10 protein-coding genes are annotated in these 13,699 nt (G+C 61.8%); 8 read left to right on the forward strand and 2 right to left on the reverse strand.

The window, feature by feature from the left end:
- Positions 1-86: 86 nt before the first annotated feature.
- Positions 87-716, reverse strand: coding sequence for a YdcF family protein (locus VOI18_RS07540; RefSeq protein WP_323761787.1), 630 nt, complete (start codon positions 714-716; stop codon positions 87-89).
- A gap of 147 nt (positions 717-863) precedes the next feature.
- Here VOI18_RS07540 and VOI18_RS07545 point away from each other — a divergent pair, with 147 nt between their 5' ends.
- The 7 genes from VOI18_RS07545 (at position 864) to VOI18_RS07575 (ending at position 10,288) form a co-directional block, all read left to right on the forward strand.
- Positions 864-2,432 carry a hypothetical protein gene (locus VOI18_RS07545; RefSeq protein ID WP_323761788.1) on the forward strand — a complete coding sequence of 523 codons (1,569 nt, stop codon included), beginning with the start codon at positions 864-866 and terminating at the stop codon, positions 2,430-2,432.
- Complete coding sequence (locus VOI18_RS07550; RefSeq protein ID WP_323761789.1) at positions 2,432-4,405, forward strand: hypothetical protein; 1,974 nt, start codon at positions 2,432-2,434, stop codon at positions 4,403-4,405. The genes VOI18_RS07545 and VOI18_RS07550 overlap by 1 nt, the downstream gene beginning before the upstream one ends.
- Before the next feature lie 38 nt (positions 4,406-4,443).
- Complete coding sequence (locus VOI18_RS07555; RefSeq protein WP_323761790.1) at positions 4,444-5,394, forward strand: glycosyltransferase family 2 protein; 951 nt, start codon at positions 4,444-4,446, stop codon at positions 5,392-5,394.
- Between the two features lie 134 nt (positions 5,395-5,528).
- Positions 5,529-6,473 (forward strand): Gfo/Idh/MocA family oxidoreductase, encoded by a 945-nt coding sequence (locus VOI18_RS07560; RefSeq protein WP_323761791.1) that lies wholly within the window; start codon positions 5,529-5,531, stop codon positions 6,471-6,473.
- Between the two features lie 120 nt (positions 6,474-6,593).
- On the forward strand, positions 6,594-7,748 hold the full coding sequence (locus tag VOI18_RS07565) for a DegT/DnrJ/EryC1/StrS aminotransferase family protein (protein ID WP_323761792.1): 1,155 nt from the start codon (positions 6,594-6,596) through the stop codon (positions 7,746-7,748).
- Between the two features lie 12 nt (positions 7,749-7,760).
- Entirely contained in the window at positions 7,761-9,134 is a 1,374-nt protein-coding gene (locus tag VOI18_RS07570) for a nucleotide sugar dehydrogenase (RefSeq protein ID WP_323761793.1), read from the forward strand.
- 101 nt (positions 9,135-9,235) lie between these two features.
- Complete coding sequence (locus VOI18_RS07575; RefSeq protein ID WP_323761794.1) at positions 9,236-10,288, forward strand: hypothetical protein; 1,053 nt, start codon at positions 9,236-9,238, stop codon at positions 10,286-10,288.
- Between the two features lie 30 nt (positions 10,289-10,318).
- Here the strand turns inward: VOI18_RS07575 and glmS are convergent, their stop codons facing one another.
- Positions 10,319-12,139: a glutamine--fructose-6-phosphate transaminase (isomerizing) gene (glmS, locus tag VOI18_RS07580; protein WP_323761795.1), complete on the reverse strand. Its 1,821-nt coding sequence runs from the start codon at positions 12,137-12,139 to the stop codon at positions 10,319-10,321.
- Positions 12,140-12,304: 165 nt separating this feature from the next.
- Here glmS and glmM point away from each other — a divergent pair, with 165 nt between their 5' ends.
- Positions 12,305-13,660: a phosphoglucosamine mutase gene (glmM, locus tag VOI18_RS07585; protein ID WP_323761796.1), complete on the forward strand. Its 1,356-nt coding sequence runs from the start codon at positions 12,305-12,307 to the stop codon at positions 13,658-13,660.
- Positions 13,661-13,699: the final 39 nt, after the last annotated feature.

Below are 13,699 nucleotides of genomic sequence, written 5' to 3' on the forward strand. Positions count from 1 at the left end.
CCATTGAAGCTGTCGAGAGCGCCGCGAAGATAATTGTGCGGCTTCGGCTACCGTGTCCGGCAAACGTTCCGTCGCAGGCCCCGGTGTCACTGGTCGCGCATGCGAGCGAGCCAGGCTTCGCGCCATCGCCGTGGCAGGACGAGGCTGGCCCAGGCGATCAACTCATGCTGCGATCGGACAAGAGTCCGGAGCGGATCCCGGGAGGGAAGCGCACAATAGGTTTGCACCTCCAGGTCTGGCAGGGTCCGCCGCGCGATCCATGCGAGCCGCAGCAGGTGCAGACAGTCACTGACCAGCACCACGCGCTGCGTCGCGCCCGCCTGACCGACAATCCCGGCGAACGCCTCCATATTGCTCAGGCTGTCAAATGAACCGGCCCCGACGGCAACCCGCCCGTCCGGCACTCCGATTTCCGTCGCCAGTTCTGCCATCCACATCGCGCCGTGATAGCCGGTCCCGGGCCGATACCCGCCAACCATGGCCAGGTCATCGACACGACCTTGCAGCAGCAAGTGTGCAGCGGCATCAACACGGGCACGGGTTGCCTCGCCGGCATCGCCATAGAATGCCACCGCGATATCCCCCCGCGCAGCATCATTGTGCACCCCCCGCGCGGAGAGCAAAAGTATCGACGTTACAACCAGATGCAGGAAAATTGCCGCCGCGACAACGCCCAGAGCGATCCGTTGAAGATTGCCGAATATCGTCGGCCGCATCTGTCCCCATCCCCAGCCTCATTCCGCGTTCCTAGCGCGATTTTCGTTTTTTTTCAAAGCAATGGACACTCAAAGCACGAGCCTTGGCAGTCTTGGACTGTTGGTCTATGAACACGCCGACATCGGAACGGCTGGGGGGTAGATCCATTGGAATCGAGCAATTACGAATTCGCGGCTGTGCTGCTGTTTGCCCACTGCGTTGTGCTGCTCGGATTCTTCGTGCTCTCCTCATCATCTGCCTTCGCCGCCATCTCGCGGCTGGGAGGGCGGGAGTTGCCACCATTCCTGGCCTGGAGCTTGAGCCTCGTAATCGGCCCGGTCCTGATGTGCTGGACACTGATCCATGCACTCTACTTTGCCCCAGGAATGGATCCGCGTGTCTATCTTGGGCTTCTGCTTGCCGTTTTCGGCCTGCCGGGCCTCGCGCTGATCTGGCCATTCGTCAAAGTTCCCTTTGTCGGGCTGATCGGGCTCTATCGTGACCTGGCCCCAACACCATTGCGCCTGACGCTATGCGTCGGCCTCGCGATCGGCGTCGCCACGACCCTTGGTCACCTCATCGTGCATCAGCTGTTCATTCCGCTCTGGTCGAACGACCCGCTCGAATATGCGCATGTCAGCCGTGTCATGGCTGATCTTGCCAGCGTCCGGGACTACCCGTTCACCGAACCGTCTCTGACTGGCGGCCTGCAAGCCGCCTGGACCCACCCGCTGGGTTATCCGGGCTTTTTGATCCTTGGGTATTTTGTCCAGGGCTCAACCGAGATGGCCGGGTGCATCCGCATGGTCACGCCGTGGTTGCTGTTCGCAAACGCCTGTGTTCTGGGGGCCGTCGCCGGCTACCGTCGACCGGCAGCAGGCGTTGCTGCGGCCCTGTTGCTGGTGACCACGCCCTATGTCTTCCATCTCGCGGCCCAGTCGCATATCGACATTCTGCGACTCGCCGCCCTGTCCGCCTGTTTCACCTCCATCTGGTTGCTGGCGCGGGTGCCGGGCATCGGCATGGCGGTGGTCGCGGGACTTGCCACAGCCGCCGTGCATTTCACCCATTCGATCGGCCTGATCACACTGCCCCTGATGATCCCTCTCTACCTGCTGATTTCGCGGGCAAGCTGGCAGGTGACCTGGCGCAACATCGTGATTGTGGCGACCATCTCGATCGCGGCCGTTGCCCTGCGCATCGGCATCAACATCGCCGAGTTCGGGAGCATTCTGAAAGACGGACCGACCGTCTGGAGCTACGAGCACCTGCGGGTCAACGAGCACCGAGAAGTGGTGCGCCTGCTCTACACGACCTACGACAAGGTTTTCCGCGGCGTTTTCGCCGGCTGGACCCAACAGGTATTGTTCGGCTGGTCCTATTGGGTTGGCACGATCGGTCTGCTCTGGGCGATCTGGCGATACCGGTCCAGCCTGCGCACCCCAATGGCACTGGTCAATGAGCGCTTCTGGCGCGATTCCGACCCGATCTTTGCCGCCGTCATTCTGTGCGGCGGGTACTTCGCCTTCGTCGGTCTGACGATCGCCGCCGGGTCGGACCTGGTGATCAAGAACCCGCGCTATCTCCTGACGATCCATCCTTTCGTCATTCTTGTGACGGCGCGCCTTCTGACCATGCCGCTAGAATCGTCGGGCGGCCTTACAATTGCGCCCCGCGCCACCACCGCGGGTCCGCAAGACAGTGAGCGCGCCGATGCCGCCGGGAGCGTTTCGTGATGTCCGAGCCAACCCAGACCCCCGGAACGTCCGACGCTGACGGACCGACTTCGAGCGTGGATGACCGCATCATTCGTGTGCCGGCTGGCGCTGCGGGGCAGCCATCCGCGACGGAACATCCATCGACCGGTGCCCAAAAGGCCTCGCTCAACGAGCGGGCTGCAGATGCGATTGACGAGATGGTCGTGCAGGCCGGCGCGCTTCAGTCCCGCGTCCGCTTCAATGCGTCGTACTGGATCTGCCTGGTGATACTGGTCGCACTGTCGGCGTCCGGTTGGTTCAACGCGGCGGTCGTGACCGGGTCTGAGTTCCGGATCTTCCGGATCACCGGCTCTACCATTCTCGACCCGGAACCGCAGAAAATGACGGCTCGGAACACGCAGATGATCCAGCTCATCGAAGCGATTTCGCGCGAGCAGGAGGAGGGTGAGTATACACTCGCCTTTCGCCAGGCCGAGCTGAGCTTCTACGGCGACCTGCCCTTCATCTACTCGATCAGCGAGTCGATCGCCGAAATCTACGAAATCGATACACCCGCCGCGCTGTTCGAAGAATTGCAGCGGCGCAACATCCGCTACTTTGCCCTGCCGAGCTATCCGCGCGCGGAACTTGAGAATTCGCAATTCGAGCCTCTCCTCGGCAATCCGGATTACGTGCAACTCCTGTACGAACTGGATGATTATCGCCTGTTCGAGCTGCGCGACGCTCCCGAGAGTTTCGAGCGTGTCACGCTGATCCGGGAGGATTTCGAGCGTGATCCGGACCTGTTGTCGAACTGGGCCCTGAGCATGCGTCCGATCGGACTCTTGGCGACCCTGCAGGCGATCCTGTCCGGAGAACGCGCAACTTTCACGACCGATCGTGAACGCGGATATGTCGAAACCCGGCGGGATCGCAGCTACCGGGCCAGACCGGGCATCGTCGACATACTGCAACGCGGTGAGCTGGCTCCCGGCGTGTCTCCGTTTGCGATCCAGCAGAGCGACTTCGACGCCAGCCGCGGGACGTTGCAGCTGGTCGCCGACATCGAGGGTGACGGGTATTTCGAAGTCCTGATGACGGCTTATGACCGGTCTGGCAGCCAGATCAGCCTGGAGCCGCAAGTCCTCTGGAACGGCGTGCTGTTCTCAGGTGAGCGCCGAACCATACATGCGCAATTCACTGATCTCAGCCAACGGGTCCTGCCGTCGGCCCTTGGCGACCAGGATCGTCTGTATCGCATTTTCTTCCAGATCCGCGACGGCGGCTATCTGCGCCTGTATAATTGGGAGATCAATCACTTTCCCGAAGTGGCGCCAACGTCGAGCCTGTTCACTGATGCCTACCTCGCCCCTCTCAACAATGGCTGGAGCCATGCCGGTGACGAGCTGACTGGGCGGGAGCTCTATTTCACAACCGTGGCTGACGATCCGGATCTGTCTGACAACTTCACGCCCGTCCGGTTCCGCCGATACGATTCAAGGCCGATTTCGGTACGGAGCCCCGCCTTCTCCGCACCCATGCAGCTCTACAGCACGGATTTCCTTGAAACGTCGACACGCCTGTCATCCACAATCCGCCCAGCCGTTCATGCCCGCACCCGTCTCGCCGGAACAGGCGTCGTGAATGTCACGGCCATTGTTCGATGCTCGACGCTACTGAGCGACCAGGTCGAGTCCGCCGATGCGAACCGGAATATCGAGGACGGGACCATGCGCATCCCGTTGGGGACGATCCTGCTGGACGATGCGGACCGGGACACGGCTTTCACCTTTGATGTGCCGTGCCTTCCCCAGCTGATCAACTTCGAATATACGGCTGTCCGAAACACTCTTCTGGTTAGACGAGACAACACACTGTCGGACATCCAGGTGCTCGATCTCGACGCATCACTTCGCCTGCTGGACATCAGCGGCCGGGTCGACGAGGCGCCCTTCACGATCACGACGCAGCAGATCAACGAATACCGTGAGCGGACGTCACCCGTTCACTGAACCCATTCCAACTTCCGCCCGAGAGCAGATCGAGTTTCATGGCCTATAAATCAAAGACGCTTGCAGCCGTCATTCCGTGCTACAAAGAAGAAACGCAGATCGGGATGGTGATCGACACCATGCCCGACTATGTCGACCACATCGTGATCATTGATGATTGCAGCCCCGACAAGACCTCGGAAGTGGTCCGCGGCTACATGGAAAACAATGACCGGATCGTGCTGATTGTTCACGAGGAAAACCAGGGCGTCGGCGGCGCGATCGCATCCGGCTACAAGTGGGCACGTGACAATGGCGTCGACTATGCGGTTGTCATGGCCGGCGACGGACAGATGGATCCTGACGACATGCCGGCGCTGCTCGACGTCATGGTCGACGGGCAGGTGAATTACGCCAAGGGCAACCGCCTGATCTACCCGCGCGCCAAGGACCTCATTCCGCCCGTGCGCTATTTCGGCAATTCGGTGCTCTCGCTCCTGACCAAGGTGGCCTCCGGTTACTGGCACATTTCCGACAGCCAGACCGGCTATACGGTGATCGACCGTGAAGGGCTCGAGCGCATTGACTGGGACGACATGTACAAGCGCTACGGTCAGCCCAATGACCTGCTGGTAAAGCTCAACATCGAGAAGCTTCGTGTCCGGGACGTGCCCATCCGCCCGGTCTATGGGGTCGGCGAACAGAGCGGCATCAAGGTGTCGAAGGTCATCACCAAGATCTCCCGTGTGCTGCTCAAGGGCTTCCTGCACCGGATGAACGAGAAATACATCGTCCGCGACTTTCACCCGCTTGTGCTGTTTTATGCCGCCGGTGCGCTGCAGCTGATTATCGGCCTGTTTTTCCTGCTGCGGGTCCTGTTCGTCTGGGCCACGGCCGGCGACGCGCCGATCGCCTCGCTGATCCTGATGATGTTCATGATGTCGATGTCGATGCAGGCATTCTTCTTCGCAATGCTGTTTGACATGCAGGACAATCGCGACCTGAGATAGACGGCTCGAGGGCCGACCGGACAGACCGGTCGGCCTTCTTCGATTTTACAGCGCACGGCAGAGGCCGCTTGCTCGCTTTACGGACGGGGAGCGGGTCCCTATAAGGGCGCGAATTCTTTTAGGGGACAAAGCGAATGAGTGTAAAAGTTGCCGTCGTCGGATGTGGCCACTGGGGCAAGAACCATGTCCGGAACTTCGCCCAACTGGGCGCATTGGCGGCAGTGGTCGATCCGCACGCTCCGACGGCCCAGCGATTCGCCGATGAGTACGGTGCCGCAGCCCTGTCCTTCGACCAGGCGCTTGAACACAAGGACGTCGATGCGGTCGTCATCGCGGCGCCGGCCGAGCTGCATGCCGACCTGGCCGTTCGCGCGTTTGACGCCGGCAAGCACGTCTTCGTCGAGAAGCCAATCGCGCTGACCCTGGAAGAAGCCGAGACGATGAAAGCGGCCTCGCTGCGCGCTGGCAAGACACTCATGGTCGGCCACCTCCTGCAATACCACCCCGCCTTTGTCGCCTTGCGCGACTTCGTCGGTGCCGGGAAACTTGGGACGTTGCGATACGCCTACAGCCATCGATGCTCGCTCGGGAAGTTCCGCACCGAGGAAAATGCCCTCTGGAGCTTCGCACCGCACGACGTCTCCATGTTGCTGGCCCTGTTCGGCAAGGCGCCCGACTCCGTCACCGGCACGGGCGGCAGCTTTGTGACCGATGGCGTCGAGGATGAGTGTCGCGTCGACATGACCTTTCCCGGCGGCGGGCGAGCCCACGTCTTTGCCAGCTGGCTTCACCCGTTCAAGGAACACCGCCTCATCGTCGTCGGCGAGACCGGAATGGCGGTTTTCGAAGATTCCGCCAACGGGGACGAAAAGCTTCGCCTCTATCGGCATACCATCGACACGTCAGGTGCCGCGCCCGTACCCGCCAAGGCCGACTGGGAGCCGATCCCCTACGGCGATGATGAGCCACTCAGGACCGAGTGCCAGCACTTCCTGGACGCCTGCGCCGGCGGCAAGGCACTGACCGATGCCGACGAGGCGATGCGGGTTCTTGATGTTTTGCTGAAGGCATCGGCCTGACGCGAACGTGGCGGGATCACCACACGAGCGCCACGAAACGCCAATGTCACAAATTCGCTATTGATTGTCGCTTACGGTTGCGGAAGAAAACGCAACCTCCACAGGGAAACGGGACACACCATGCAGTTCATCGACCTTCAGGCCCAGCGTGCACGCATTTCAGACAAGATCAACGCCGCGGTGGCGAAAGTCATCGAGGAAGGTCGCTACATCATGGGTCCGGAGGTCAAGGCCTTCGAAGCCCAGCTGGCTGAATTCGGCCAGGCCGATCATGCGATCGGTTGCGCCAACGGCACCGAAGCGCTCGCCCTGCCATTGATGGCCTGGGGCATCCGCCCGGGCGACGCCGTGTTCTGCCCGTCCTTCACCTTTGCCGCGACCGCCGAGGTGGTCCCGTGGCTCGGTGCATCGCCGGTTTTCGTCGACATTGATCCGAACACCTACAATATCGACCCGGACCATCTCGAGGCGACCATTGAAGCCGTGAAGGCGGAAGGCAAGCTGCGTCCGCGTGTCATCATCGCGGTCGACCTGTTCGGTCAGCCGGCGGATTATCCGCGCATCTCGGCGATCGCCAAAAAGCACGATCTGAAGCTGATTTCCGACAGCGCCCAGGGGTTCGGCTGCACCCTGAATGGCAACCACCCGATCAAGTGGGCTGACGTCGCGACCACCAGCTTTTTCCCGGCCAAGCCGCTTGGATGTTACGGGGACGGCGGTGCGGTTCTCACCAATGACGCTGCCCTGGCTGAACGCCTCGATTCCCTGCGCGTGCACGGCAAGGCGGTTCCCTCGGACATTCAGGGCCGGACCTTCGACCACGACACCAAGTATCTCAATATGCGGATCGGCATGAACTCGCGCCTCGACACCATCCAGGCCGCGATCCTGATCGAGAAGCTGGCGATCTTCGCCGACGAAATCGAAGCCCGCAACCGCGTCGCGGCCCGCTACAACGCGCATCTGGCGGACCATGCGGCCAGCGTGCCGGCCATGATCGATGGCGGCGTCTCGGTCTGGGCCCAGTACACGATCGAACATGACAACCGCGACGGCCTTGCCGCTCACCTCAAGAGCCAGGGCGTACCGTCGGCCGTCTACTACCCCATTCCGATCCACCAGCAGGACGTTTATTCGGTCTATCCGACCGGTCCTGGCGGATTGCCGGTATCAGACGAAAAAGCGGGCCGGGTCATTTCCCTGCCCATGCACCCCTACTTGGACGAGGCCACTCAGGATCGCGTCATCGAAGCCGTTCGCGGCTTCAACGGATAAAAGGACGGCCCCATGAACGCGCCCATCACAGCTGAATTCGAAACCCTCGACACCCTGACGCCGGACTTTGAACGTCGGGCCGAGTCGCGAGACCTGATCATCGGGGTCATCGGCCTGGGTTATGTCGGTCTGCCTCTCGCCCAGGCTTTCTGCCGACAGAACACACGGGTCATCGGCTTTGATGTGTCCGAGTTCAAGGTCGAGAAACTGAACGCCGGCAAGTCCTATATCAAGCACATCAGCGACGACTCGGTCGGCGGCATGGTCGAAACAGGTCGTTTTGAAGCGACCACCGACTTTGATCGCCTGGCAGAGCCGGACGCCTTGCTGATTGCCGTCCCGACGCCCCTCAATGCGCACCGCGATCCCGACCTCGACTATGTCATCAAGTCGACCGAGGCGATCGCCAAACGCTTGCGGCGCGGGCAGATCGTGATCCTTGAATCGACGACCTATCCGGGCACGTCAGACGAGGTGATGAAACCGATCCTGGAAAAGCTCAGCGGTCTGGTCGCCGGTCGTGATTTCGGCATCGCCTATTCGCCAGAGCGCGAAGACCCGGGCAATCCACAGTTTGAAACGTCCACAATCCCGAAAGTCGTGGGCGCGGATACCGACGCAGAAAAGCGCATGGCTGTCGCGGTTTACAAGACGATTGTACCGCAGGTCGTGCCGGTCCGGGATTTGCGGACCGCCGAAGCCGTCAAGCTCACGGAGAATATCTACCGCGCCGTCAATATCGGCCTCGTGAACGAATTGAAGATGGTTTACGAGGCGATGGGCATTGATGTCTGGGAAGTGATCAACGCCGCCGCAACGAAACCGTTCGGCTTCCATGCCTTCTATCCGGGCCCGGGACTGGGCGGCCACTGCATCCCGATCGATCCGTTCTACCTGTCGTGGAAGGCTCGGGAATACGGCCTGCCGACGCGGTACATCGAGCTGTCCGGCGAGATCAACTCGAAGATGCCGGAATACGTCATCAACAAGCTGGCGGAAGAATTGTCGACCCGCCTGGAGAAGGCCATCAAGGGATCCCGCATCCTGCTGGTCGGCCTGGCCTACAAGAAAAACGTCGATGACATGCGGGAAAGCCCGTCCCTGAACCTGCTCGAAATCCTGGAAGAGCGTGGCGCGAAGGTGGACTATTACGATCCTTATATCCCGGTCGTTCCCTTTGACCCCGACCATCCCCAGTACGAAGGTCGCACCTCGACGGCATGGGACAGCGACAGCCTGTCCAAGTATGACGCCGCAATTGTCGCCACAGATCATGACCGCGTAGACTATGCGATGGTTCTCAAGGCCGTGCCCTTTGTGATCGACACCCGCAATGCGACAGCCATGCTGCAGGGCGAATACGGCGACAAGATCATCAAGGCCTGATCAAGACGGGGTATTGGATGCCGGGCAAGCCGGAGCTTTCTTTTCTGGTCATTGCCCGGCATTTCCCGCCGTCGGTTTCAGGTGGCGCGCGGCGCCCGCTCATGTGGGTCAGGGGGCTGCAGGCAAATGGCGCGCGGACATTTGTCGTCGCTCCGGAATTGCCCGACGATATTGACGGCATCGCCGTCCATCACCCCAATGTGGACCCGTCCACGCGGCCTCCCGCCCGTCCGGGCCTGAAGGACCATTTGCGGGACTTGCTGCTTTGGCCCGATCCGGACATCCGGTGGGCGCGCAAGGCCATGGAGGCCGCCCGACGGGCCTGCCCGTTTGTGCCGGACTGGATATTCACAACCAGCCCCCCTGAATCCGTTCACGCGGTCGGCCACGCCCTCAAGCGGACCTGGCCGTCCGCCCGATGGGTGGTCGATGCCAGAGACCAGTGGATGCTCAGACCGTTTCGCGCTGAGCGCCGGCAATTGCTCCGACGCACCCTGGAGCCCGTGCTGGCGCGCCATATCCTGCGAAAATGCGACGCGGTCCTTGCCGTCAACGAGGCGATCGCCGGGGAGCTGGCCAGCTATGCGCCGCAAGCCGCCCAGTGTGTGGTGCCACATTTCACGGAGAATACGGAAACTCCCCACCCCTTCGACGAAGCGACCATCAATCTGGTTCACACCGGCAGCTTCAAGCTTTCGGATCCCGATGTGTCGATCGACCAGCTCATGGCGCCGTTCGAGCAGGCGACCGAGATCAACCCGAAACTGCGCCTTCATCTGGTGGGGCGCTTGCGCGATGACGAAGTGGCCCGGATCCATTCCAGCCCGGCGCGGTCCCGCGTGATTTTGCACGGAACGGTTCCATTGGATGAGTCCATGCAGTTGCAGGCCGGGGCCGATGCCCTGATGGTCGCTGCCGCGAAAGCGTCGGATGCGCCACCGGGCAAACTGACCGAATATCGCGCGGCCGGTCGGCCCATCCTGCCCGTCGGCCCCGGCTCCTGGCGCCGCCACGTTGATGACAGCACCGAGGACCAGGATGTCAGACGGATCGGAGCGGTGACCAAGGCGGTCGGGGATACCGACATGACAAAGCCGGCAACGCCCACGGAGGCCGTGGCGAAGGCTCTCCAATTCCTGGCGACCCGCGCCTGACCGTTGCTGTGCGGCCCGGCGTCGGCGGCGCTATTCGACGGTAACGGATTTGGCCAGGTTTCTCGGCTGATCCACATCTGTCCCCTTCAGGACGGCGGTATGGTAGGCGAGCTGCTGGATCGGGACGGCGGCAACAATCGGCTGGATGATCGGATGGCACTCCGGCATCACCAGCATGTGGGTCGCGTCGTCGCCCGCCAGTTTCGCACCTTTGGTATCGGTGATCAGAATGACCTGCGCGCCACGGGCAACCACTTCCTGAAGGTTTGAGATCGTTTTTTCAAACAGCTCGTCAAACGGCGCGATGACGATGACTGGCGTGCCTTCCTCGATCAGCGCGATCGGCCCATGCTTCAATTCGCCAGCGGCATAACCCTCGGCATGGATATAGCTGATTTCCTTGAGTTTCAGCGCACCTTCCATGGCCAGTGGATAGAAGACTCCGCGCCCGAGATACAAGACGTCCCTGGCCTTGGCCAGCGACAGGGCAATGGTCTCGATCTGGCTTTCCAGATCCATCACTTCATTGATGTGGCGGGGTGTCTGAAGCAACGCCTCCACGAGTTCGGCCTCGGCTTCATCGGTCAGTTGCCCGCGCGCGCGGGCGGCCACGCCGGCGATGCAGGCAAGCGCCGAGAGCTGGGCCGTGAAAGCTTTGGTCGACGCAACCCCGATCTCGGTGCCGGCATGGGTGTAGAGGGGCAGGCCACAGTCACGGGCGATCGAGGACTCCGGGACATTCACAACGGCTGCGGTCTGCACACTTCGCTCGTTGCAATACCGCAGCGCCGCCAGCGTGTCGGCGGTTTCGCCGGATTGGGAGACGAAAATCGCCCGGTCACCCGGTGACATCACCGGAGACCGGTAACGGAACTCCGACGCAATATCGATTTCCACGGGAATTCGGGCATAGCGCTCAAACCAGTATTTGGCGGTCGCAGCCGCATAGTAAGCGGTTCCGCAGGCCGAACCGATCAGGCGGCCGGAGGTATCCCAGAACGCTCCCATCTCACAGGAAAAGCGCCGGTTCACCGCGTCGATATAATTGGACAGGGTCCGGCTGACCGCTTCCGGCTGCTCATGGATTTCCTTGTCCATGAAGTGCCGGAACTCGCCCTTGTCCGCGAATCCCGGCGTGGCGTTCGACACCTGCTCGGGTCGCTCAACCTGCTGACCGTCAAAATCAAAGACCGCAACAGACCGCGGCGTCAGTTCACACCAATCGTCTTCGTCCAGGTAAATGACCCGACGGGTCCAATCGGCCAGGGCGATGGCATCCGAGCCCAGATAGTTTTCACCGTCCGCCAGGCCAACCACAAGCGGGCTGCCTCGGCGTGCGCCATAAAGCCGGTCGGGATCGTCACGGCAGATCGCCGCGACCGCATAGGCGCCCCGCAAGCGCTTGATCGCCGAATGAAAGGCGTCGCGCATCGAATGGCCGGCCTCACGGTAACTGGCGATGACATGGGCAATCACCTCGGAGTCCGTTTCACTGGCGAAGATGTGGCCCTTGGCCTCCAGCTCCTCGCGCAGCTCCCGAAAATTCTCGATAATCCCGTTGTGGACGATCGCGACCGTGCTGCGGACATGCGGGTGGGCATTCCGCTCACCGGGTTTGCCATGCGTTGCCCAGCGCGTATGCGCGATGCCGAGGGGACCATCGCACGGGTCTTCACGCAGCACCGCTTCCAGATTTGCGATCTTGCCGCCCGCCCGGCGGCGCTGCAGGCCGCTCTCTGCGAGGACGGCGACGCCTGCCGAATCATACCCGCGATACTCGAGGCGCCGAAGCCCTTGGACCAAGCGGTCCGACGTCGTCGTCGACCCTGCAATACCCAGAATACCACACATTTTATCAAGCCCCGCGCGCACCTTGTAACACTCAGTTGTAGACGTGGTTGAACCTGCGTTGTAAAGACCCTTTCCACATTGACACAGCAAGTTTCTTGGGCGCGCATCGGCTGCGAATACCGGTCGATCGCCCGTCCCGAATTCGTGTTTTGAAAAGAAAAGCCGATGAAGAAGTATTTTGGTACCGATGGCGTCCGAGGACGCGCGAATTCCTTTCCGATGACACCGGAAGTCGCGCTTCTGCTTGGCAAGGCCGCTGGCGCCTATTTCCGCAACGGTAATCACCGCCACATGGTCGTCGTCGGCAAGGACACCCGCCTCTCCGGCTACATGCTGGAATACGCCCTGATCGCCGGTTTCACGTCAGCCGGCATGGATGTCAGAAGCGTCGGCCCCCTGCCGACCCCCGCGATCGGCATGCTGACCCGGGCCTTGCGCGCGGATCTGGGCGTCATGATCACGGCGTCACACAACGCCTATACCGACAACGGCATCAAACTGTTCGGCCCCGATGGATTCAAGCTGGCGGACGAGGCCGAGCTTGAAATCGAAGATCTGATGGGCAATCCGGAAAACCACCTGTCGGCAGCGCCCGTGGATATCGGCCAGGTCGCCGTCTATCAGGACGCCAAGGGTCGGTATGTCGAGGCTGCGAAAGCGTCATTTCCCCGTGAGCTGACCCTGGCGGGTGTCAAGATCGTCCTCGATTGCGCCAATGGTGCCGGATATCGAGTCGCCCCCCAGGCCTTGTGGGAGCTGGGCGCCGAAGTCGACTCCATCGGCATCACACCGAATGGCGAGAACATCAATCACGATTGCGGCTCTACCCGTCCGGAAGCCATGGCCCGCCGCGTGGTCGAGACCGGTGCCGACATCGGCATTGCCCTTGATGGTGACGCCGATCGCCTGATTGTCTGCGACGAGAACGGCACCGTTGTCGATGGCGACCAGATCATGGCCCGGATCGCCACGGACCGCATGAAGGCGGGAACGCTCATGGGCGGTGGAGCGGTCACGACCGTGATGTCCAATTTCGCGATGGACCGCTATTTCGAAGCCGAGGGCATGAAGCTGCTCCGGACCGGGGTCGGCGACCGCTATGTGGTCGAGCGCATGCGACAGGACGGGTATACGCTCGGTGGCGAACAGTCGGGCCATATTGTCCTGACGGACTACGCCACGACCGGCGACGGGTTGATTGCCGCGCTGCAGATCCTGGCGGCCTGCGTCCAGCAACAACGGCCGGTCAGCGAGTTGTGCCGCCTGTTTGAGCCGGCTCCGCAAATCAAGAAGAACATCGCATTCACCGGTCGCAGCCCGCTCGAGCAAACTGCGGTGCAGGCGGTGATCCGGGACGTGACCGAACGCCTCGGCGCGTCCGGCAGATTGCTGGTCCGGCCATCCGGCACGGAACCCCTCGTCCGGGTCCTGGTCGAGGGCGAATGCCCGGACACGATCGGGAAGGCGGCCGACGAAGTCGTCCACGCCCTGCAGAGCGCCTCGGTCAAGGTGGGTGTCTGACCGGGCGGCATCGCCACCGGCAGCCGCGGAATGGACCCT

The organism is Maricaulis sp. (assembly GCF_034670125.1).
Lineage (GTDB): Bacteria > Pseudomonadota > Alphaproteobacteria > Caulobacterales > Maricaulaceae > Maricaulis.

Bases quoted from the DNA above. Each gene is read 5' to 3' on its own strand.
- VOI18_RS07540 (WP_323761787.1), bottom strand. From the start codon at position 716: ATGCGGCCGACGATATTCGGCAATCTTCAACGGATCGCTCTGGGCGTT.
- VOI18_RS07550 (WP_323761789.1), top strand. From the start codon at position 2,432: ATGTCCGAGCCAACCCAGACCCCCGGAACGTCCGACGCTGACGGACCG.
- VOI18_RS07555 (WP_323761790.1), top strand. From the start codon at position 4,444: ATGGCCTATAAATCAAAGACGCTTGCAGCCGTCATTCCGTGCTACAAA.
- VOI18_RS07560 (WP_323761791.1), top strand. From the start codon at position 5,529: ATGAGTGTAAAAGTTGCCGTCGTCGGATGTGGCCACTGGGGCAAGAAC.
- VOI18_RS07565 (WP_323761792.1), top strand. From the start codon at position 6,594: ATGCAGTTCATCGACCTTCAGGCCCAGCGTGCACGCATTTCAGACAAG.
- VOI18_RS07570 (WP_323761793.1), top strand. From the start codon at position 7,761: ATGAACGCGCCCATCACAGCTGAATTCGAAACCCTCGACACCCTGACG.
- VOI18_RS07575 (WP_323761794.1), top strand. From the start codon at position 9,236: ATGTGGGTCAGGGGGCTGCAGGCAAATGGCGCGCGGACATTTGTCGTC.
- glmS (WP_323761795.1), bottom strand. From the start codon at position 12,139: ATGTGTGGTATTCTGGGTATTGCAGGGTCGACGACGACGTCGGACCGC.
- glmM (WP_323761796.1), top strand. From the start codon at position 12,305: ATGAAGAAGTATTTTGGTACCGATGGCGTCCGAGGACGCGCGAATTCC.